The sequence below is a fragment of the Agrobacterium fabrum str. C58 genome, assembly GCF_000092025.1.
Classification (GTDB): Bacteria; Pseudomonadota; Alphaproteobacteria; order Rhizobiales; family Rhizobiaceae; genus Agrobacterium; species Agrobacterium fabrum.
Window position 1 is genome coordinate 386893 of the sequence record NC_003062.2, and the last position, 22727, is coordinate 409619.

At 59.2% G+C, this 22727-nt stretch carries 17 protein-coding genes; 15 read left to right on the top strand and 2 right to left on the bottom strand.

Features of this window, described 5'->3' with window-relative positions:
• The first annotated feature begins 33 nt into the window (after positions 1-33).
• The 10 genes from ATU_RS01895 to ATU_RS01940 all read left to right on the top strand — a co-directional run bounded on the left by ATU_RS01895 (position 34) and on the right by ATU_RS01940 (position 11484).
• Complete coding sequence (locus ATU_RS01895; RefSeq protein ID WP_006310644.1) at positions 34-1326, top strand: ABC transporter substrate-binding protein; 1293 nt, start codon at positions 34-36, stop codon at positions 1324-1326.
• A 64-nt stretch (positions 1327-1390) separates the two neighbouring features.
• Positions 1391-2191: a phosphodiesterase gene (locus tag ATU_RS01900; RefSeq protein WP_010970866.1), complete on the top strand. Its 801-nt coding sequence runs from the start codon at positions 1391-1393 to the stop codon at positions 2189-2191.
• A 297-nt stretch (positions 2192-2488) separates the two neighbouring features.
• The gene (locus ATU_RS01905) at positions 2489-3985 is read left to right on the top strand and encodes an acetyl-CoA hydrolase/transferase family protein (protein ID WP_010970867.1); all 1497 of its coding nucleotides are present in this window, start codon (positions 2489-2491) and stop codon (positions 3983-3985) included.
• A gap of 169 nt (positions 3986-4154) precedes the next feature.
• Positions 4155-5477, top strand: coding sequence for an alpha/beta hydrolase (locus ATU_RS01910; RefSeq protein ID WP_010970868.1), 1323 nt, complete (start codon positions 4155-4157; stop codon positions 5475-5477).
• Positions 5478-5605: 128 nt separating this feature from the next.
• On the top strand, positions 5606-6643 hold the full coding sequence (locus ATU_RS01915; RefSeq protein ID WP_010970869.1) for a 4-hydroxyproline epimerase: 1038 nt from the start codon (positions 5606-5608) through the stop codon (positions 6641-6643).
• Positions 6644-6755: 112 nt separating this feature from the next.
• Entirely contained in the window at positions 6756-7793 is a 1038-nt protein-coding gene (pyrC, locus tag ATU_RS01920) for a dihydroorotase (RefSeq protein WP_010970870.1), read from the top strand.
• A 151-nt stretch (positions 7794-7944) separates the two neighbouring features.
• On the top strand, positions 7945-8643 hold the full coding sequence (locus ATU_RS01925; RefSeq protein WP_010970871.1) for an orotate phosphoribosyltransferase: 699 nt from the start codon (positions 7945-7947) through the stop codon (positions 8641-8643).
• 99 nt (positions 8644-8742) lie between these two features.
• Positions 8743-9669, top strand: a complete 927-nt coding sequence (locus tag ATU_RS01930) for a carbohydrate kinase family protein (protein ID WP_006310651.1) — start codon at positions 8743-8745, stop codon at positions 9667-9669.
• A gap of 124 nt (positions 9670-9793) precedes the next feature.
• The gene (locus ATU_RS01935; RefSeq protein WP_010970872.1) at positions 9794-10759 is read left to right on the top strand and encodes an acetylxylan esterase; all 966 of its coding nucleotides are present in this window, start codon (positions 9794-9796) and stop codon (positions 10757-10759) included.
• The gene (locus ATU_RS01940) at positions 10756-11484 is read left to right on the top strand and encodes an esterase family protein (protein WP_010970873.1); all 729 of its coding nucleotides are present in this window, start codon (positions 10756-10758) and stop codon (positions 11482-11484) included. Before ATU_RS01935 ends, ATU_RS01940 begins: the two co-directional genes overlap by 4 nt.
• 55 nt (positions 11485-11539) lie before the next feature.
• Here the strand turns inward: ATU_RS01940 and pgi are convergent, their stop codons facing one another.
• Together pgi and ATU_RS01950 are read right to left on the bottom strand one after the other, a co-directional pair.
• A complete protein-coding gene (gene pgi, locus ATU_RS01945; RefSeq protein ID WP_010970874.1) occupies positions 11540-13165 on the bottom strand; it encodes a glucose-6-phosphate isomerase in 1626 nt (541 codons plus the stop codon).
• 130 nt (positions 13166-13295) lie between these two features.
• Entirely contained in the window at positions 13296-15008 is a 1713-nt protein-coding gene (locus ATU_RS01950; protein ID WP_010970875.1) for a long-chain fatty acid--CoA ligase, read from the bottom strand.
• Positions 15009-15365: 357 nt separating this feature from the next.
• Between ATU_RS01950 and ATU_RS01955 the strand changes: the two genes are divergently transcribed.
• The 5 genes from ATU_RS01955 (at position 15366) to ATU_RS01975 (ending at position 22694) form a co-directional block, all read left to right on the top strand.
• Positions 15366-16415, top strand: a complete 1050-nt coding sequence (locus tag ATU_RS01955; protein WP_010970876.1) for an ABC transporter ATP-binding protein — start codon at positions 15366-15368, stop codon at positions 16413-16415.
• A gap of 153 nt (positions 16416-16568) precedes the next feature.
• Positions 16569-17585 carry an extracellular solute-binding protein gene (locus ATU_RS01960; protein WP_010970877.1) on the top strand — a complete coding sequence of 339 codons (1017 nt, stop codon included), beginning with the start codon at positions 16569-16571 and terminating at the stop codon, positions 17583-17585.
• A 72-nt stretch (positions 17586-17657) separates the two neighbouring features.
• On the top strand, positions 17658-19334 hold the full coding sequence (locus ATU_RS01965; protein ID WP_010970878.1) for an ABC transporter permease: 1677 nt from the start codon (positions 17658-17660) through the stop codon (positions 19332-19334).
• Between the two features lie 179 nt (positions 19335-19513).
• A complete protein-coding gene (locus tag ATU_RS01970) occupies positions 19514-21703 on the top strand; it encodes a TonB-dependent siderophore receptor (protein ID WP_010970879.1) in 2190 nt (729 codons plus the stop codon).
• Between the two features lie 109 nt (positions 21704-21812).
• The gene (locus ATU_RS01975) at positions 21813-22694 is read left to right on the top strand and encodes a helix-turn-helix domain-containing protein (RefSeq protein ID WP_035256159.1); all 882 of its coding nucleotides are present in this window, start codon (positions 21813-21815) and stop codon (positions 22692-22694) included.
• Positions 22695-22727 lie beyond the last annotated feature (33 nt).

Here is a 22727-nt window from a genome sequence, read left to right on the forward strand (position 1 = left end):
GACTTCCTCCTCCCAACCTTTCTGGAGACTGACATGAAACTCAACCGACGCGCCGTGATGGGCGGTCTGGCTCTTGGCATGGCTTTTGCTGGCCTCGCACAGCCGGTTCTGGCCAACGAAATCACGCTCAACGTTCTTTACAACCTGCCGGGCTTCACGAAATTCCATCAGCCGCTGGCAGATGAATTCATGAAGAAGAACCCTGACGTGAAGATCAACTTCCTCGCTCCGGCCGCCGGTTACAACGAAGGCCAGCAGCAGGTTCTGCGCTCTGCCGTCACGGGCAATCTGCCGGACGTTTATTTCTCGGGCTACAATCTGACGGCGGAACTGGTCCACACGCTTGCACCGCGCAACCAGATCACCGATCTCGGCCCGTTCATTCAGGCTGAAGGCGGTCAGGCCTTCCTCGACAAGAACTACAGCCCCAAGATGGCCGCACTCGGCCAGATCGATGGCAAGCAATACGGCCTGCCGGTCAATGCTTCTTCGCCGATCATCTACATCAACTCCGACCTCGTCACCAAGGCTGGCGGCGACCCGGACAAGATGCCGACGACCTTCCCGGAGCTCATCGCTCTCGCCAAGAAGATCAAGGCTCTCGACCCGAAATTCGCTGGCATGAGCTACGATATCAACGGCTGGCCGGATGACTGGTTGTGGCAGGCGCTCGTTGTCGAACAGGGCGGCAAGCTCGTCGACGACAAGACCAAGACCGTTGCCTTCGACAACGAGATCGGCCTCAACGCCCTGAAGATGACCCGCCAGTTCGTTACCGAAGGTGGTCAGAACCTGCTCGACTGGGACCAGTCGCGCCAGCAGTTCGGCGCAGGCCTCACCGGCTTCATCTTCTCGACGCCCGCTCACGTTCAGACGATCCAGGGTCTGGTTGGCGACCGCTTCAAGCTGAAGACGGCGACCTTCCCGCTCGATAACAAGGAAAAGGGCGGCGTGCCGACCGGCGGCAACTCTGCCGTCATCCTGACGCAGGAAAAAGCCAAGCAGGATGCTGCGTGGAAATACCTGAAGTGGATCACCGGTCCAGAAGCGCAGAACACCATCGTTCGCATCACCGGCTACCTGCCGACCAACAAGCTGGCAACCGGCCCGGACTTCCTCGCTCCTTATTATGTCGAGAACCCGAATGTGAAGACCGCTTCGCTTCAGGCCGATCGTTCTCTGCCCTGGGCTGGTTATCCGGGCGGCGATTCCGTTCGCATCTGGCGCACGCAGCGCGACATCATCGGCACCGTCATGCGCGGTGAAGTGACGCCGGAAGCCGGTCTCAAGCAGATCGTCGAGCAGACCAACGCCCTGCTGAAATAAGCAGAACAAAAAAGAAGCTGCGGGGAAATCCGTTCCCGCAGCCATTTTGCGTAGGAAAATGATAATGAAGATCATCCAGATCACCGACACCCATCTTCTGCCGCCCGGCATCGCGATAAACGGCGTGGACCCGGAAAATCAGCTGCGCGCGGCAGTGGCCGATATCGTCGAAAAACACGCTGACGCCGATCTTCTTGTCATGACGGGCGATCTTTGCAATTACGGCGAGCCGGAAGCCTACGAGCTGCTGCGCGATATCCTCGCGCCCGTCTCCATTCCCACACGGTTGATGCTCGGTAATCATGATCGCCGTCCTGAATTCGTGGCGGCATTCCCGGAGCAGCCGCGCGACGACAATGGCTATATCCAGTCCTTCATCGATACCGAATTCGGCCGCCTGCTGTTTCTCGACAGCCACGAAGCCGATGTCATCGGCGGCATCTATGGCGCAGATCGTCTGACATGGCTGGAGAATGCGCTGGAAAGTGCGGGCGATCTGCCAATAACGGTGTTCGTTCATCATCCGCCGATGGATTGCGGCATCCGGCATTTCGAACATATCGGCATGCATGATGATGGCGCCATCATGCGCCGCCTCGCAGCACACCCGGCCGGCATACGCCATATTGTTTTTGGCCATATCCATGTGCCGATGGCAGGCACGACGGCGGAGGGCATTGCCTATAGTTCCGGTCAGGCCTGCGCGCATCGTTTCATCACCGATATCGATGTTGTCGATCCACTGTGGACGGGCGGTAATCCCTGCTACCGGGTCATAAGCCTCGGTGCATTCGGTCTGCGCGCCTATGATGCGGAAGTTGGGCAGCCCGTTCTGGGCCAGACGCCGGTCTGCGAAGGCCCCTGACGCAGGGCGATTTTACCGGCAGCGATGAGGCGCCTCCGCCTTGTTGCTTGTCGGCGATGGCGAGGCTTGGCGGAAGTCTTGCGCCGATCAGGAGGCTGCGACTGTCTGAAGACCTCTCAGCCTGTCGCGCCGATGCGCCACTTGCGATGTGTTGAACGGGATTTATGTGCGAAAGCCATAGTTGCGTTCACACCCTTGATCTATGTCAGTTTCATCGATCAAACTGCACGCCATAGTCGCCCGAGAGGTGGCCAACCGAATGCCGTGCCATCGTGATGACAGATCATGGAGAAGTGCATGCTTGAAAAGCGTATCCGCAACGCGTCCCTCTTGAACAGGATCGTCAGCGCCGAAGAGGCCGCCAGTCTCATTCAGGATGGCATGACGGTGGGCATGAGCGGTTTTACGCGCGCCGGTGAAGCCAAGGCAGTGCCGCTGGCGCTGGCCGAGCGCGCCAAGACCAACCCCATGAAAATCACCCTGATGACCGGCGCCTCCCTCGGCAACGATCTCGACAAGACCATGGTCGAGGCCGGCATGCTGGCGCGCCGCATGCCGTTCCAGTCCGATCCGGCTTTGCGCAAGGCGATCAATGACGGCAGGGTGATGTTCATCGATCAGCATCTTTCCGAAACGGTCGAGCAATTGCGCGGCGGTCAGATCCATGGCGTTGATATCGCCATTGTCGAGGCGGTGGCAATCACGGCGGAAGGCGGCATCGTACCCACCACCTCGGTTGGTAATTCCGCAAGTTTCGCCATTCTGGCCGATAAGGTCATCGTCGAGATCAACCTGTCGCAGCCCGAGGTGCTGGAAGGGCTGCATGATATCTTCATTCCCGCCAAGCGCCCGACCCGTATGCCCATCCCCGTCGTGGCGACGGATAGCCGTGTCGGCCTGCCTTTCATTCCGGTGCCGCCGGAAAAGATCGCTGCCATTGTGCTGAGCGACAAGAGCGACAGTTTTTCGACAGTGCTGCCGCCGGATGACGAGACGAAGGCGATTGCCGGCCATCTCACCGAATTCCTGCTGAATGAGGTCCGTCATGGCCGCATGACGCATGAACTCCAGCCGTTGCAGGCAGGCATCGGCACCATCGCCAATGCCGTGATGCACGGGTTCATCGATACGCCGTTTCACGATCTCAAAATGTATTCGGAGGTCCTGCAGGATTCGACCTTCGAACTGTTCGATGCGGGCAAGCTGACCTTCGCCTCCGGTTCGTCAATCACGCTCTCCTCCGCCATGAACGAGCAGGTCATGCCACGATTGTCCGAGTATAAGAGCAGACTGATCCTTCGCCCGCAGGAGGTCAGCAACCATCCGGAAGTCATCCGCCGCCTCGGCATCATCGGCATCAACACAGCTCTGGAATTCGATATTTACGGAAATGTCAATTCCACTCATGTCGGTGGCACTCACATGATGAACGGCATCGGCGGTTCGGGTGATTTTGCCCGCAACGCTTACATGTCCATCTTCGTGACGAAATCCATCGCCAAGGGCGGTGCCATTTCCAGCGTCGTGCCCATGGTCAGCCATGTCGACCATACCGAACACGATGTCGATATTCTCGTCACAGAAACGGGCCTAGCCGATCTGCGCGGTCTGGCCCCGCGCGAGCGCGCAGCGGTCATCATCGCAAACTGCGTGCATCCCAGCTATCGCGATGCGCTGACGGATTATTACCAGCGAGCAGCGGCGCGGGGCGGGCACACGCCGCATCTCATCGAAGAAGCGCTGTCATGGCACAATGCGCTTCGGGAAAGAGGCACCATGCTGCCGCAGCGATAGGCGGGCGTTTTCCGGCCTGTCGCCCGGCAATTGGGTCCGTTCGGACACACCGGGGCGGAAAGTGTCGCTGATCCGCGTTGGTTGCTGGCGCGGCAGTTCCGCCTCCGGTAGAAAATCCTCTCCCCCTGGCCGCTATCCGGCTGCCTCTGGGTTGTAGGAGAGTGATGTGATGCCCATTCGTTTCGTGGCCGTAATCGCTATTGTCGCCCTGCTTGCGGGCTGCGGCGGGCGTCCCATCGGGGTCATGACGCCGACGGGGCAGACGGTGGCGGGTACAACGCCGGTCAATCTTCTCGTTGCCACCACGCGTGCGCCATCGGAAAATGCCGCCGTACTTTTTGGCGGCGAGCGCGGAACGGGCCTGAAAGTCGATGCCGTCACGATCTCCATTCCGCCCAAGGCCAACCGCAAGGTCGGACAGGTGCAATGGCCGAAGAAGCTGCCGCCCAACCCGCTGAAGGATTTCACCACGGTTGCCGTAGAGCCTATTCGTTCCGAAGCGGAGACGAAAAGCTGGATCAGCAAACATATCAAGAAGGACCGCCGCGTGCTGGTCTTCGTACACGGTTTTAATAATCGTTACGAGGAATCCGTCTATCGCTTTGCCCAGATCGTCTATGATTCCGGCTCGGATGTCGTACCTGTGGTGTTCACCTGGCCGTCGCGAGCCAGTATTTTCGATTATAATTACGACAAGGAAAGCACCAATTACTCGCGCGATGCGCTTGAGGAAATGTTGACCCGCCTCGCACGAGACAAGTCGATCGGTGAGGTCACCGTGATGGCGCATTCCATGGGCACCTGGCTTGCGGTTGAGGCGTTGCGCCAGATGGCGATCCGCAACGGCCGCGTTGATCCGAAGATCGGTAATGTCATTCTGGCTGCGCCTGATCTCGATGTGGATGTGTTCAGCCGGCAGTTCACCAGCCTCGGCAAGACGCCGCCTAAATTCACGCTCTTCGTCTCACAGGATGACCGTGCGCTCAGCCTGTCGCGCCGCATTTCCGGCAATGTCGATCGGCTGGGCCAGATCGACCCATCCGTCGAGCCCTATCGCAGCCAGCTGGAAAAGGCCGGGATAACGGTTCTCGATCTCACCAAGCTGCAATCCGGTGATCGTCTGAACCACGGTAAATTTGCCGAGAGCCCCGAGGTCGTCCGCCTGATCGGCGACCGTCTCATTGCCGGCCAGACGGTGACGGATTCCGACGTCGGTCTGGGCGAAGCGCTGGGTGCTGTCAGCATCGGCGCGGCGCAAACGGTTGGAACAGCGGCCAGCGTGGTGGTCAGCGCGCCGATTGCGGTGTTCGATCCACGCACGCGGGAAAATTATGGCAGGCAGGTGGAGCGGCTTGGGCGTTCCGTCGAAAACACTGTCGGGTCGGTGGGTGATACGGCCGGTTCCGTAGTGGACGATCAGGCGCTTCAGTCGTCAAGGGTCAACTGCGATGCCGTCGCCAATCGAAACCGGGTGGAGTGCCGCAGTCGCTAAAGCCATGATGCGGCTGAGGGTAGCGGAACGTCAGGCGTTTTTGTCATTGCCCTTCCGCAGATTTGTATACAGCTTGTATTTTTATCTGTATGGTCGGGCCTTCAACCCAACTTCCGGAGTAGACCCCCATGCGTTGGAAACGCACCCTCCAGCTTCTCGATGTTCATTGCGAAGGCGAAATCGGCCGTGTCGTCACCGGCGGCGCACCGAAAATACCCGGCAACACGGTGGCCGAGCAATTGCATTGGATGAACACCGATCCGCAAGGAGAAGCCTTGCGCCGCTTCCTGACGCTGGAGCCGCGCGGCACGCCCATGGGGTCGGTCGATCTCCTCCTGCCGCCGAAACATCCGGATGCGCATGCCGCCTTCGTCATTCTGCAGCCGGATCAGGCGCATGCCAGTTCGGGTTCGAATTCCATTTGCGCGACGACCGCGCTTCTGGAAAGCGGCATGGTCGAGATGCAGGAGCCGGAAACCGTCATTATTCTGGAAACGGCCGCCGGCCTCGTCAAAGCGACGGCCACCTGCCGGGACGGACGCTGCGAAAAGGTCAAGCTGACCATGGTGCCGTCCTTCGTGCATGAGCTGGATGTCAGCATCGATACGCCCGAATGGGGCAGGGTGACGATGGACATTTCCTATGGCGGCATTTTTTACGCACTCGTCGATGTCCGTCAGATCGGTCTCACCATTGAGAAGGCCAATGCTGCGAAACTCGTTGCCGCCGGTATGACTCTGAAGGACCTCGTCAACCGTGAAATGACGGTCGTTCATCCGGAAATCCCTGCCATATCAGGCGTCGCTTATGTCATGTTCCGGGATGTTGATGCCGACGGCTCGATCCGCACCTGCACGACCATGTGGCCGGGCCGCGCGGATCGCTCGCCCTGTGGCACCGGCAATTCCGCCAATCTTGCCACGCTTTATGCGCGCGGCAAGGTGAAGGTGGGAGACGAATATAAATCCCGCTCGATCATCGGGTCGGAATTCGATGTCGGCCTTTCCGCCGTTACCGAAGTGGCCGGCCGTCCGGCCGTCATTCCCACCATTGCCGGGCGCGGCTTCACCTTCGGTCTGCATCAGGTTGGCCTCGATCCCTTCGACCCGCTGGGCGATGGTTTCGCCATGACCGATGTCTGGGGTCCGGAAGCGGGCAACATCTGACGCACGCTTCAAAAAAATGACATTTACAGCTGCCGGATGGTCTCTGGCGGCTGTTTTCCCGCGACAAAAGATGCTAAGCGGGCGCAATTCCATCATGTTCCGAGGTATCCCGATGAAGTCGCTCACCCTGCGCCGCCCTGATGACTGGCACCTGCATCTTCGTGATGGCGCCATGCTGGAAGGGGTGATCGGGGATACGAGCCGCCATTTCGCCCGCGCCATCATCATGCCGAATCTGGTGCCGCCCGTCGTCACCACGGCCGATGCCAGCGCCTATCGAGAACGCATCCTCAAGGCGATCCCGGAGGGTGACCGCTTCGAGCCGCTGATGACCCTCTACCTCACTGAGGATACTGTTGCTGATGACGTGGAAGAGGGCAAAAAAAGCGGCCTCATCACCGCCGTAAAGCTCTATCCTGCGGGTGCGACCACCAATTCTCATGGCGGCGTGCGCGATTTCAACAAGGCGATGCCGGTGCTGGAACGCATGGCAAAGATCGGCCTGCCGCTCTGCGTGCATGGCGAGGTGACGACGCCAGACGTCGATATTTTCGACCGCGAGAAGGCCTTCATCGATACGGTTCTGGAGCCCCTGCGCCAGCGCCTGCCAGAGTTGAAGGTGACGATGGAACACATCACCACCCGCGATGGCGTGGACTACATCAAGTCTTCCAATGCCAATCTGGCCGGCTCCATCACCACGCACCACCTCATCATCAACCGCAACGCCATTCTGGTCGGCGGTATCAAGCCGCATTATTATTGCCTGCCCGTCGCCAAGCGCGAGGAGCATCGTCTGGCGCTGCGGGCTGCTGCGACGTCGGGTGATGCCCGCTTCTTCCTCGGCACGGATTCCGCCCCACATGTGGACCCGCTGAAAGAATGCGCCTGCGGCTGTGCTGGCATCTATACTTCCATCAACACCATGAGCTGCCTTGCCCATGTCTTCGAGGATGAGAATGCCCTCGATAAGCTGGAGGCCTTCGCCTCGCTCAACGGCCCGGCCTGGTATGGTCTTGCGCCGAACGACGAGACGATCACGCTGGTCAAGCGCGAGGAAGCGGTGGCGTTTCCCGAAAAGATCGAAACGGGCGCCGGGCCGGTGACCGTATTCGATCCGATGTTCCCGCTTCATTGGGATGTAAACTGATTTTTATGACCGCCGGCACTGCCGGCGGTTTTGTTATGATCCACGGGCATTGGCCTGCGGGGGTACGAAATACCAAACAAAGATGTCGTGCTTTCCGAACACCGATGCGGGTTTCGGAGCGATAAACCAAGGCCGAAAAAGGAGAACGCCTATGAACCATTTCACATTCACTGACCGCACCGTCGTCGCGGAACTGGTTGCGAAGATGTTGTGGGAAATCAAGGCGGTCCATTTCAATTCCGAAAGCCCCTACACCTTCGCTTCGGGCATGAAGAGCCCCGTTTATATCGACATGCGCAAGCTCATCTCCTTCCCGCGCATCCGCTCCGCAGCCATGGATTTTGCGGCAGCGGCTGTCATGCGGGAGGCCGGTTTCGAGAAATTCGACTGTGTGGCCGGTGGTGAAACGGCCGGCATTCCCTTCGCCGCTTTCCTTGCCGAGCGTCTTGGCCTGCCGATGATCTATTGCCGCAAAAAGCCGAAAGGTCACGGCCGCAACGCCCAGATCGAAGGCCATATGCCTGATGGTGCTCGCGTTCTCGTTATCGAGGATCTGACGACGGCTGGCGGCTCGATGTTCACCTTCATCGACGCCATCCGCGCGGCTGGCGGCATTGTCGATCATGGTATCGCGCTCTTCTATTACGGCATCTTTGAAGAAGCCGAAGCGCGTTTCGCCAACGGCAATGTCAAGCTGCACTATCTGACGACCTGGCGCGATGTTCTGGCTGTCGCCCGGGCTGAAAAACTGTTCGATGAAAAGACGCTGTCGGGGGTTGAAGCCTTCCTCGATAATCCGCTGCCCTGGTCGGCGAAGCACGGCGGTGTCAGCGAATTGCCGCAATCGTGATTTCGGATGCGGCCAGTCCAGCTTGTGGCTGGCCTTCCGATCGATCTTCGTCTAAATCGATTTAAGTTCATTTGATTTGCTGTTTTGAGGAGGACCGTAATGATCCTGTGTTGTGGTGAAGCCCTGATCGACATGCTGCCCCGGCAGACGACGCTGGGTGAGGCGGGCTTTGCCCCTTACGCAGGCGGAGCGGTCTTCAACACGGCAATTGCGCTGGGGCGTCTTGGCGTCCCTTCAGCCTTTTTTACCGGTCTTTCCGACGACATGATGGGCGATATCCTGCGGGAGACCCTGCGGGCCAGCAAGGTGGATTTCAGCTATTGCGCCACCCTGTCGCGCCCCACCACCATTGCGTTCGTTAAGCTGGTTGATGGCCATGCGACCTACGCTTTTTACGACGAGAACACCGCCGGCCGGATGATCACCGAGGCCGAACTTCCGGCCTTGGGAGCGGATTGCGAAGCGCTGCATTTCGGCGCCATCAGCCTTATTCCCGAACCCTGCGGCAGCACCTATGAGGCGCTGATGACGCGCGAGCATGAGACCCGCGTCATCTCGCTCGATCCGAACATTCGTCCCGGCTTCATCCAGAACAAGCAGTCGCACATGGCCCGCATCCGCCGCATGGCGGCGATGTCTGACATCGTCAAGTTCTCGGATGAGGACCTGGCGTGGTTCGGTCTGGAAGGCGACGAGGACACGCTTGCCCGCCACTGGCTGCACCACGGTGCAAAACTCGTCGTTGTCACCCGTGGCGCCAAGGGTGCCGTGGGTTACAGCGCCAATCTCAAGGTGGAAGTGGCCTCCGAGCGCGTCGAAGTGGTCGATACGGTCGGCGCCGGCGATACGTTCGATGCCGGCATTCTTGCTTCGCTGAAAATGCAGGGCCTGCTGACCAAAGCGCAGGTGGCTTCGCTGAGCGAAGAGCAGATCAGAAAAGCTTTGGCGCTTGGCGCGAAAGCCGCTGCGGTCACTGTCTCGCGGGCTGGCGCAAATCCGCCTTTCGCGCATGAAATCGGTTTGTGAAGGGCACGGTTGAGCCATTTTGAAAAGGTGGTTCAACACTCTTCCCGGCGCTAGAGCCGTAAAAAACCGTAATTTCGCGATTATCAAGCTTGTCTCCGCTGTTCTTTCACGAAACAAGCGTCGCATGAGCATTCCTAAAACCCATCCTTTCGATTTCGACCCCACTTATGGCATGCAGCGAGAGCAATTGCTCGCCATTACCCCGCCGGAAGCGCCGCCGGGTTTTGATGATTTCTGGAAGAAACGCTATCGCCGTGCGCTTGCGACAGATCCGCGACCGGTGCTGCGCCGGAGCAAGTTAACCCACCCCCGCTGGCAGGTCCTCGATGTGACCTATACATCCACTGACGGTTTCCGTATCGGCGGGTGGCTGCTTTTGCCGCGGGAGGGACAGGTGCGGCGCGGTCTCGTCGTTGGCCATGGTTATGGCGGACGCGGAGAGCCCGATTTCGATTTGCCCGTGGAAGAGACAGCCGTGCTTTTTCCCTGTTTTCGTGGGCTTTCACTCAGTGCCTGCCCGCCGATCTCGTCCGATCCGACCCTGCATGTTCTCTACAATATCGACAGGAAGGATGACTACATCATCGGCGGTTGCGTTGATGATCTGTGGGTCGCCGTCTCGACGCTCGTCAGCCTTTATCCCTGGCTGGAAGGGCAGGTGGGCTATAGCGGCATCAGCTTCGGCGGCGGCATCGGTGCCCTGGCCATCCCCTTCGACGCGCGCATCGACCGCGGTCATCTTGTCGTGCCGACCTTCGGCCACCGGCCGTTCTGGTTGACGCTGCCCACCGTTGGCAGCGCGGATGCGGTTCAGACCTATCAGAAGACCCACGCCAAGGTGCTCGAAACCCTGCGCCTGTTCGATGCCGCCTGCGCCGCCGCCCGCATAAAGGTGCCAATGCTCGTCGCGCCCGCGCTTTTTGATCCGGCAGTGGCGCCGCCCTGCCAGTTCGCGGTGGCCAATGCCGTGCCGCAATCAAAATTTAATGAAATCTTCATCCTAGACGCGGGCCATTTCGAATACCCTGACAGCGCATCGCAAGATGCGGTCCATAAGGACAAGATCAGACGGTTTTTAAAGGTGCCATGAAACGCGAATATCTCCGCTGGTACAGTCACAGGCTCCATCGCGACATGGAACTCCTGATATTTGGTCATGCCGGTGCGAAGGTGCTGATGTTCCCGACACGCGACGGACGCTTCTTCGAATATGAGGAATTGGGCATCGTCGCGAGCCTTTCCGACAAGCTGGAGGCCGGCCACCTCCAGCTTTATTGTATCGAGGGTCTGGCACGGGAAAGTTTTTACGCGGGCCATCACCACCCCGCCGACCGTGTGCGCCGCCACGCCGCACTTGAGGCCTATATTCTCAACGAAGTGCTGCCGCTGATGGCCGAGAAAAATCCCGATGGCAGCACCATTGTGCAGGGCTGCAGCCTCGGTGCCTTTCAGGCCGCCAGCCTCGTTTTCCGCCACCCACATCTCTTCACCAAGCTTGTCGCCTTTTCCGGCCGCTACGACCTGACGATGAGGGTGGAATCCTTCGGCGATCTGTTCGACGGCTATTATGACGACGACGTCTATTTCCACATGCCGAGCCATTTTCTGCCCGGCCTTGCCTGCCCCTTCCGGCTGGAACAGCTGCGCCGCATCGACATGGTCTTCACCATCGGCGATGCCGACCCGTTTCTCGACAACAACCAACATCTGAGCCGTCTGCTTTCAGACAAGCAGGTGGGCCATCAGATGCATGTCTGGGAAGGGCGTGCCCATCGTGCCGGTGCGTGGCGGAAGATGGCGGCACTTTATATTTGAGCGAAGCGCATTAAAAAAGCCGGAGACAGCTCCGGCTTTTTTTTAAAGGATAGCCTCAGCCGGCGAGACCCGCCAGCGCCTTCACCAGCCCTTGTGTCGAGCTGTCATGGCCGGCGGCGCTCTCCTTGCCTTCCACGACGGGAAGCAGGCCGGTGGCCAGTTCCTTGCCAAGCTCCACGCCCCACTGATCAAAGGAGTTGATGCGGAACAGCACACCTTCCACGAAAACGCGATGTTCATAGAGCGCGATGAGCCGGCCGAGCGCAAAGGGCGTCAGCTTGTCGTAAACGAAGGTGATGGAGGGGCGATTGCCGGTGAAGACACGGTGCGGCGCGATGAAATCGGCTTGGCTGTCTTCCATGCCCTTGGAGGTGAGCTGGGCCTTCGCTTCGGCAAGCGTACGTCCCTTCATCAGCGCTTCCGACTGCGCCAGGCAATTAGCGATAAGAAGCTGGTGCTGATGGCGCAGTTCGGGCTCAAAGCCATTGGCGGCGATCATGAATTCGGCCGGAATGACGCTCGTGCCCTGATGGATCAGCTGGTAGAAGGCGTGCTGGCCATTGGTGCCGGGCTCGCCCCAGACGACCGGACCGGACTGGCCTTCGACCGGCGTGCCGTCGATGGTCACACCCTTGCCGTTCGATTCCATGTCGAGCTGCTGAAGATAGGCCGGGAAACGCGACAGGCGCTGGTCATAGGGCAGGATCGCGCGTGTCGGATAGTCCAGCACGTTACGGTTATAGAAGCCGATGAGGCCGAGTAGCATCGGCAGGTTTTCGCGGATCGGCGCCTCGCGGAAGTGGCGATCCATGGCATGCGCGCCATCCAGGAACTTGCCGAAATTGTCAGGCCCGATGGCGATCATCAGCGGCAGGCCGATGGCCGACCAGATCGAATAACGTCCGCCCACCCAGTCCCAGAAACCGAAGATGCGGTCGCTTTCGATACCGAAGGCGGCGACCTTGTCCAGCGCGGTGGAGACGGCGGCGAAGTGATGCTTGACGGCGCCTTCGCCCAGCTTTTCGGCGATGAAACGGCGCGCGGTGGCGGCATTCGTCATCGTCTCGATGGTGGTGAAGGTCTTCGATGCGATGATGAAGAGAGAGGTTTCCGGATCGAGAAGCTTCAGCGTATCGGCAATATGCGCGCCGTCGATATTGGAAACGAAATGCGCACGCGGGCCGTCATGGAAGGGCGCAAGCGCCAGCGTCGCCATAACAGGGCCGAGATCGGAACCGCCAATACCAATATTGACGACGTCGGTAATCTTTTTCCCGGTCGCACCTTTCAGGGAGCCGGAACGGATCGCATCGGCAAACTTGCCCATGGCTGCCAGAACGCCGTTCACATCAGGCATCACGTCCTTGTCATCAACGAGAACGGGCGTGTTGGAACGATTGCGCAGGGCGGTATGCAGCACGGCGCGGTCTTCGGTGAAGTTGATGGCCTTGCCGGAGAACATCTCCTCGCGCTTGGCCTCGACACCGCCTTCGCGCGCGAGCTGTTCGAGAAGCGTGACGATCTCTTCGTTGACGGCACATTTGGAGTAATCCATCAGCAGGTCATCGAATTTGACGCTGAAACGGCTGAATCTCTGGTCGTCGGCCGCAAAAGCGGCGCGCAGATCGGTTGCGGCTGTGCTGCTTGCCGTTGCTTTCAGTTTTTCGATGGTGGCCTGCATCTTATGCTCCTCGGCTTCCGTGGAAGGATGAGGAAACTATTCTTTTTCCGGCGGCCAAATCAAGGCGACTTCGATAAAAGAAAAGGGCCGGGAGAAAAGAAAAGAGCCGGTCGCCCGGCTCTCTCTTCGTTCAGTTCAGATTGCGCAATTCGCGCCGCAAAATCTTGCCGACATTCGATTTCGGCAGGTCGGTGCGGAACTCGATGATTTTCGGCCGTTTGTAATTCGTCAGGTTCTTGGCACAGAAGGCCTTGAGCTCCGCTTCCGTCAGGGACTGGTCCTTCTTGACCACGAAAAGCTTGACGGTTTCGCCGGAATGTTCGTCCGGAACGCCGATCGCGGCGCATTCGAGGACACCAGGATGGCTGGCGGCCACTTCTTCCACCTCGTTCGGATAGACGTTGAATCCGGAAACAAGGATCATGTCCTTCTTGCGGTCAACGATCTTGGTGTAACCGCGTTCGTCCATGAAGCCCATATCGCCGGAACGGAAGAAGCCGTCTGCCGTTATCGCCTTCGCGGTTTCATCCGGCCTCTGCCAGTAACCGGCCATGACCTGCGGCCCGCGAATGCAAATCTCGCCGACTTCGCCTGTTGGCAGACTGTTGCCGTCCTCATCGCGAATATCGATTTCGGTGGAGGAGATGGGCAGGCCGATGGTGCCGCTGAATTCCGCAGCATCGAGCCGATTGACGGTGGCGACGGGCGAGGTTTCCGACAGCCCGTAACCTTCGGTGATAGGGCAGCCGACCACGGAAACCCAGCGTTCGGCCACCGGCCTCTGCACTGCCATGCCACCGCCGAGTACGAAGATGAGCGACGACAGGTCAAGTTTGCGGAACTCTTCATTGTTCATCAACGCGTTGAAAAGCGTGGTGAGGCCAGGGAAGATATGCGGCTGGTAATGCGAAAGCTCTTTTACGAAGCCGGGAATGTCGCGCGGATTGGCGATCAGCAGATTATGGCCGCCCAGCGCAATGCCCATCAGTGAATTCACCGTCAGTGCGAAGATATGGTAGAGCGGCAGCGCGCAGATGAAGTTGAGAACCTCGGGGCGGTCCTTGCGGCCGTTGAAGGCAGCGTCGAGCCACAGGCTGATCTGCGCCTTGTTGGCAAGGAGATTGGCATGGGTGAGGACGGCGCCCTTGGATACGCCCGTCGTCCCACCGGTATATTGCAGGAAGGCGATGTCCTGCGCCGTAAGGCCGACCGGTTTCAGGGAAACCCCCTGGCCTTCCTTCAGCATGGCCTTGAAGCTGATCGAGCCGGGAATGGCATGGGCGGGCACCAGCTTCTTGACCTTGCGCACCACCAGATTGACGATATGTCCCTTGAGGCCGAGAAGATCGCCCATTGCTGCGACGACCACATGCCGGACGGCGGTTTTCGGTACAGCCTGCTGCGCCACATGGGCGAAGTTCTCCAGCACGAACAGGGCTTTCGCGCCGGAGTCCTTGAGCTGGTGCTCCAGTTCGCGCGGGGTATAGAGCGGGTTGACATTGACCACGACCATGCCCGCCCGCAGAATCCCATAAACCGCGACGGGATTTTGCAGGATGTTCGGCATCATCACCGCAACCCGGTCGCCTTTTTCCAGTCCTCTGGATTGCAGCCATGCGGCGACCGCACGGGTGTCAGCGTCGAGTTCCCGGTAGGTCAGGGATTTTCCCATGCTGGAAAAGGCCTTGCGGTCGGCAAATTGCTTGCAGCTCTTTTCGAGAAGGTCAATGAGGGAGGCATTTGCCGAGGCGGGAATCTCTGAAGGCACGCCCGGCGGATAGGATGCCAGCCAGCGCTTGGCAACGCTGACATTTTCCGGATGTCCCAGGGACAATTCACTCATGTTGCTCCTCCCAGAGTCTTTATCGCGCCGCGCGTTCCATTAAAACGCGAAGAGGCGCTTTGTGCTGCCTGATATTCACGAGGCTCCCGCATCAACCGGCATATCCGACCGGGCTGAGGGAACTTCATGTGGCGTCACCGGATCGACCGCTCCTCTCGCTCCCCGGTGACGAATGATAGACGCGTAATCCCTTGACGTCCATCGCATCGGCAAAGCCTATTTAACTCTAACGTAAACGTCAATATTGCTGCCGCACATCTCGCAACGTCGTGAATGGAAACCGTATCCGGCGCAGCTTTTGACTTTAATCCTGATTTGAGCGATCAACATAATTCGCAAAGCAGGGCAGGATTGGAAATGGCAGGCAGCGCAGCGCTTGAACTGAAATCGGTGGGAAAAAGATTCGGCGATACGGATGTTCTGTCCGATATTGATCTTTCCGTTGAGCGTGGCGAAATTATTTGCCTCGTTGGACGTTCAGGCTGTGGAAAATCGACTTTGCTGCGTATCGTGGCCGGCGTGGAGACGCCGGATCGCGGCAGCGTCTCCCTCAATGGCAATGTTGTTGCCGGGCCCGCCGCCTTTGTCGAGCCGGAAAAGCGCAATATCGGTTTTGTCTTTCAGGATTACGCTTTGTTCCCGCATCTGACCGTGGAGCAGAATGTCATGTTCGGCCTCCGGGCGCTGCCGAAGGCAGAGGCGCGTCGCCGTGCAGCGGAAATGATCGAACATGTTCATCTGCAGGATCTGGCTAAACGTTATCCGCACACACTTTCGGGCGGTGAGCAGCAGCGCGTGGCACTCGCCCGCGCGCTCGCCCCGCAGCCCGGCCTGCTGCTGATGGATGAGCCCTTTTCCAACCTGGACCGCGGATTACGCGACAATGTGCGTGAGGAAACACTCGGCCTTCTGCGGCAACTGGGCACCACGGCGATCATGGTTACCCATGACCCGGAAGAGGCGCTATCGGCAGGTGACCGTGTAGTGCTGATGCAGCGCGGGCGCATCGTCCAGAGCGGTACGGGTTACGAAATCCATGACAATCCCAAAAGCCGCTATGCCGCCGATTTTTTCTGCGCCTTCAACAAGATCGAAGGCCGGGTGAAACAGGGCCGGGTCGAAACGCCGCTTGGGCTGCTGGGCGATGCCTCCGATCTGCCTGATGGCCTCGCCGCGATCGCCTATGTTCGCCCCAATGCGATTTCGATCATCGAGGATGGCGCCGCGAGAGAAGGCATTGCCGGCGAAATATCGAGCCGTGTCTTCCTCGGCGAGATCGAGCAGCTTGGCATAGCCGTGCCCGGACTGCCCTCCGATCTGCGCGTCAGGACGATGCAGCGCACGCCCGCCAGAACCAAGGCCGTGCGTTTTGGCATCGATCCCAAGGGGGTCCTCATATTTACCTGAAGTTGAATTAGCGGATTGTTGTTTTTATTACCCGCCCTGTTTTCAACTCTTGGTGATCCAAGACGCGTAAAAAACCGAGAAATAAAACTTGATTTGCGCCGTCATGTATGATGTTTGCTCCCCTTATTGCCGCTATCGGAGAGGGAACACTATATGACGAAATTTACTCGATTTGCCCTGCTTGCCAGCACGGTTGCCTTTGCCGCCGGAACGGTGAGCGCCGCTGAGCTCAACATCTACACGACCCGCGAGCCGGGCCTGATCCAGCCCCTGCTGGAATCCTTCACCGCTTCGAGTGGCGTCAAGGTCAACACCGTTTTCCTCAAGGATGGTCTTGCTGAGCGTGTTCTGAGCGAGGGTGCCAGCTCTCCTGCCGACGTTCTGATGACTGTCGATGCCGGTAATCTCGTTGATCTCGCCGAAAAGGGTGTCACCCAGGCGGTCGAATCCGAGACGCTGACCAAGGCTGTTCCCGCTGAGCTTCGCGATGCCAAGGGTCACTGGTTCGCGCTCTCCATGCGCGCCCGCGTCCTTTATGCGGCGAAGGACCTCGATCTCGCTTCCTTCAATTATGAAGATCTGGCGGATGCGAAGTGGAAGGGCAAGGTCTGCATTCGCGCCGGCCAGCATCCCTATAACACGGCGCTGTTTGCCGACTACATCGCCCATTACGGCGCGGCGGACACCGAAAAGTGGCTTGCTGGCGTCAAGGAAAACCTTGCTCGCAAGGCCGGCGGCGGCGACCGTGACGTTGCCAAGGATATTCTCGGCGGCATTTGCGATATCGGTATTGCCAACTCCTATTATGTCGGCCTGATGCGCTCGGGCAAGGGCGGCGAAGAGCAGGTGAAGTGGGGCGATGCTATCAAGGTGGTTCTGCCGACCTTCAAGAATGGCGGCACGCAGGTCAATATCAGCGGCGCGGCCGTGGCCAAGAACGCGCCGAACAAGGCGGAAGCCGTCAAACTTCTGGAATATCTCGTCTCTGACGAAGCCCAGAAGATCTATGCCGAAGCCAACTATGAATATCCGGTCAAGCAGGGTGCGGCTCTCAACGAGATCGTCGCTTCCTTCGGCACACTGAAGATCGACAACAAGCCGCTCACGGAAATCGTCTCGCACCGCAAGCAGGCGAGCGAACTGGTCGACAAGGTCGGTTTCGACAAGTAAGTCCAGTCGACGATAACAAGGTGGAAGGCGTTCGCACCTGCGGACGCCTTTCCGCGTATTTTCCAGAAGCACATGAATCCAGACACCATCCAGCCATTGCCCCCCCGGACGAGAGCCAGGTTTTCCTCCACCTTCTGGTGGCTGGGCCTTTCTTTGTTGGCGGTCTGTGGCGCCATGGTGCCGGTTCTGGCGCTTGTTTCGCAGGCGGTGCAGGGCTCGGAAGGCCTGTGGGATCATCTCGGCGCGACCGTGCTCTGGACGGCCCTGCCGGATACGGCCATCCTTCTTGCCGGCGTCGGGCTGCTGGCGGGTGTGGTCGGAACCTCTGCCGCCTGGCTGGTCACCGCCTATGATTTTCCCGGGCGCAGAGTGCTGGAATGGGCGCTGCTGCTGCCGCTGGCCATGCCCACCTATATTGTCGCTTACGCCTATCTCGATATTCTGCATCCGATCGGGCCGGTGCAGGGCGCGATACGGTGGCTGCTCGGTTATTCCAGCCCGCGCGAATTCCGGCTGCCGGACATAAGGTCGACGGTGGGCTGCATTGTCCTTCTCGGCTTCGTGCTGTTTCCCTATGTCTATATTCCCGTGCGCGCCATGTTCCTGACGCAGGCGGGGAACCTGCTGGAAGTGGCTCGCACGCTCGGCGTTTCCCGGCGTGCGGCTTTTTTCAAGGTCGCGGTGCCGCTGGCGCGCCCGGCAATCGCCGTTGGTGTCAGTCTCGCGCTGATGGAGGCGCTGAACGATATCGGCGCTTCGGAATTTTTGGGCGTGCGCACCCTCACGGTTTCGGTCTACACGACCTGGGTCACGAAATCGGACCTGCCGGGGGCGGCGCAGATCGCTCTTTCCATGCTGTTCATCGTCGTCGCGCTTGTGGCGCTGGAGCGTTGGGCGCGGCGCAAGCAGCGTTATTCGGTTTCCGCGCAGAAAAGCAGGGAGCTGGAGCCGCTGCGGTTGACTGGCCCTAGGGGCTGGGCCGCCTTTACGCTCGGAAGCCTGCCGGTCCTGATCGGCTTTGTGGGGCCGGCGAGTTATCTCGTCATCGAGGCATGGAAGCGGTTCCGTTTCAGTGGTCTGTCGGTCCGTTTTGCTGATGAAGCAGTGAACACCATCGTCTTTGCCGGGCTGGCGACGCTGATCACCCTGATCCTCGGCCTTGCGGTCGCTTATGCCATGCGCCTTGCGCCGGGGCGTCTGTCGCTCTGGTCTTACCGCCTCTCGACGGTCGGTTATGCGGCCCCCGGCACGGTGATCGCCATCGGCGTATTGATAGCGCTTGGCGGTTTCGACCGTTTCGTCGACCAGACCATGCGTGACTGGTTCGGCATTTCCACCGGCCTCATCTTCATCGGCAGTGGTGCGGCCCTCATCTATGCCTATTCCGCCCGTTTCCTCACCATAGCCGCAGGCGGTGTCGATGCGGGGCTCAGCCGCATCCCGCATTCCTTCGATCATGCCTCACGCACGCTTGGGCGATCCGCGACCCAGACCTTCCGCCAGATTCACCTGCCGCTTTCCAAGGCCTCGCTGGCGGCGGCGGCACTGCTGATCTTCGTTGATTGCGTCAAGGAACTTCCCGCCACGCTTCTCCTTCGCCCGCTCAATTTCGAAACCTTCGCCACCCATCTTTATGGCGAAGCGGCGCGCGGCACCTATGAGGAGGCGTCTATCGCAGCACTGGCGATTGTCGTCATCGGCATGCTTCCCGTGGTGTTGCTTGCGAGGATCGGCCGGCGCAAGGGCTGATATCCACTTCCGCCCTCACAAATGACGGGTCTGAAACTGTGCGAGAAGCCAATAAGCTTCAAATCCGCCCCGAAAACGACAAGCATCCTGTCTTAATCCTGATGTAAACACTCATCTTAATTGAGGTGCTGCGGCCTGTCGGATATGAACATCAGCCGCTATCTGTTTCGGGGCATATTTTGAAAAATTTGCATGGGATGTTTTTGAGTCGTCTGGCTTTGGGAACGGCTGCCGTTGTTCTGATGGGGCCTGTGATGGGCCACGCACAGGAAACGACCGTCCTGAAGCAGATTACCGTTGAAGGACAGGGCGCGGAAAACGCGACGGGACCGGTTCGGGGGTATGTCGCGAAGAAAAGCGCGACGGGTTCGAAAACCGAGACGGAAACGAAAGCCATTCCCCAGTCCGTATCGGTCGTCGGCCGTCAGGAAATGGACGACCGCGGTGCGGTGACCAAAATCGACGAGGTGTTGCGTTATACGCCCGGCGTGACGGCGGAACCCTTCGGCACAGACCCTGACACGGACTGGTTTTACATCCGTGGTTTCCAGGCCACCCAGACCGGCGTGTTCCTGGATGGGCTGAACCTGTTCAGCTACGGTTTCGGCGGTTTCCAGATGGATGCCTACGGTCTGGAGCGGGTGGAGGTTCTCAAAGGCCCCGCCTCGGTGCTCTATGGCGGTGCCAATCCGGGTGGCATCGTGCAGATGGTCAGCAAGCGCGCGCAGGATACCCCGGTCCGCGAAACGGAAATCGGCATCAACAATTTCGGCAATGCGTTCTTCGGTTTCGATCTCGGCGACAAGGTCGACGCCGAGGGCGTGTGGAAATATCGCGTCACCGGCAAGGTCTCGGGCGGCGATAATTACACTGACTATTCCGAGGATCTGCGCGGTTTCATCATGCCGCAGATCACCTTCGAGCCCGATGCCCAGACGAGCGCCACGCTCTACGGTTATTTCTCGGCACTCGATCAGGTCCATGTTGGCAACGGTTTCCTGCCCTATGTCGGCACCGTGGTCGACGCACCGTTCGGCAAGCTTGATCGCAAGGCCTTTTATGGCGAACCGGACATTGATAATGGCCGTGTCTATCAGTCGATGGTGGGCTACGACGTCAGCCACGAATTCGACAATGGCTGGAAGATCAGCCAGAATGCCCGTTACGGCCATCTCTACAAGCACGAGACTGGGCCCTATCCGGGCGGCTGGGCCAATGCCGATGCCAACGGCCAGCCGATCCTCGATCCGATCACCAACGACTATATGCTGACCCGCTTCGGTTATGACGGTTTGTCGAAGGTGGACAGCTTCGGCGTCGACAACCGCATCGAAGGCCAGTTCGATACCGGCGCGGTCAACCATTCGCCGCTGTTCGGCCTCGATTATAAATATTACCGGCTGGATCAGGTGCAGGCCTGCTGCGGATCGAATGCGATCGGCGCGCTGAAGCCGGTCTATGGCTCGACGCAGGGAACGAACTTCGTTTATGCCGACAATATCGTCACCCAGCAGCAGATCGGCATCTATGCCCAGGATCAGCTGCGGTTTGGCGATGGCTGGCTGGTCACGCTGAATGGGCGTTATGACTATGTCGATACGGAGCTGAACAACCGGCTGCCGGCGGGCGTCTCGCGCCGCTCCAATGATGACGCGCTGAGCGGCCGCGCCGGTCTGGCCTATGAGTTCGACAATGGCCTGACCCCTTATGTTTCGGCCGCCACCTTCTTCAATCCGCTTATTGATACGCTTGCCGACGGCACCCCGGCTTCCCCGGAGGAAGGACACCAGTTCGAGGCGGGCATCAAATACGAGCCGAGCTTCTTCGACGGCAGCATCACGGCTTCCGTCTTCAAGCTGGTCAAGGACAATGCCATCGTTTCCTATACGGCGGGCGGCGTGACCACGAGTGGTCAGTTCGGGCAGGTGGAATCCACCGGCTTCGAGCTGGAAGCCAAGGCCAATCTCGACGAGAACTGGAAGGCGCTCGCCTCCTATTCCTATACTGATCTCGATATCACGAAGGATGCCAATCCCAACCTGATCGGCAAATCGCCGTGGATCGTGCCCGCTCACACCGCGTCGCTATGGGTAGACTACGCCTTCACCGATGAGACGTTTGAAGGCCTCAGCATTGGCGGCGGCGTGCGTTATCAGGGCAAGTCCTGGGCGGATGCGGCAAACACGCTGCGTGTTTCAGACGCTGCGGTCTTCGATGCCGCGATCCGCTATGAGAAGAACGACTGGACGGCCTCAGTCAACGTCGCGAATGTCTTCGACAAGGAATATGTCAAGAGCTGCGCCGGGGTCTCCGTCTGCGGCTGGGGCGATAGTCGCACCATCACCCTCAAGCTTTCCAAGAAGTGGTGACACCGGGCCTATGGCCGGCAGTTGCGGGAAATATAGTTTGCCACTATAAACATGAATAGATTTATCATGTTTATAGTGGCGCCATGGCGCTTTGCGGGATCGAGAGGCCATGGCTTTCCGCGTTCGGATGGAAAATGAGATCGAGGGTTTCGCCGTTATCGGCGGCCCGCGCTCACGGGTGTGGAACGGCATCGTTGCCGATCTCTGGGATGTGCGTTGCGCGCCGAAGGCGGGCGGCCGTTATGTCGGCAAGGATCCACGGTTCGTTTTCCTGCTGGACATGGAGGGGACGGATGACGGCCGTTTCATGATGAACCGCTGCCGCCGCGACACTTGCGGCTCGTCCAGGGCGAACCGGATTTCCTTCGTGCCCGCCGATATCGATGTACATGCCGAACTCAGCAATGTCTCCTTCGTGCGCCATCTGGATCTGCATTTCGATGCGGGGTTGCTGGGTGCGCGGCTGGTGCAGGGCTTCGATCCGCACGCGCTTCTCGATCCGCATCTGATGTTCGAGGATGAACGGCTGCTGGCGCTCGCGCGGCTGATCGCCGCGGAATGCGATAATCCGGATCCGCTGCATGACCTCTACGGCGAAAGCCTCGTCCTGGCACTCTTGACGGACTTCCTCAAGGTGAAACGGGAACCGGTCAGGAAACGCAGCAAGCTTGCCGCCTGGCAATTGCGGGCGGCGACCGATTATATCCGTGAACATTGCCTGCGGTCGATCCGGCTGGAGGAACTGGCGGAACTCACTAACCTGTCGCAATCCCATTTCAGCCACGCCTTCAAGGCGTCAACCGGTGTGCCGCCGCACCAATGGCAGATGCAGGCACGCATCGATCGCGTCAAGGAACTGATGATGCGGCCAGACATGGCGCTGACCGATATCGCCATCGCCGCCGGTTTTTCAGATCAGGCGCATTTTTCCCGCGTCTTCCGCAAGATGGTCGGCGTTTCCCCGTCCGTCTGGCAAAAAAACCGCCAATAGGCACGGTTTCGTTCCATCCTGCTTTAAAAAAAT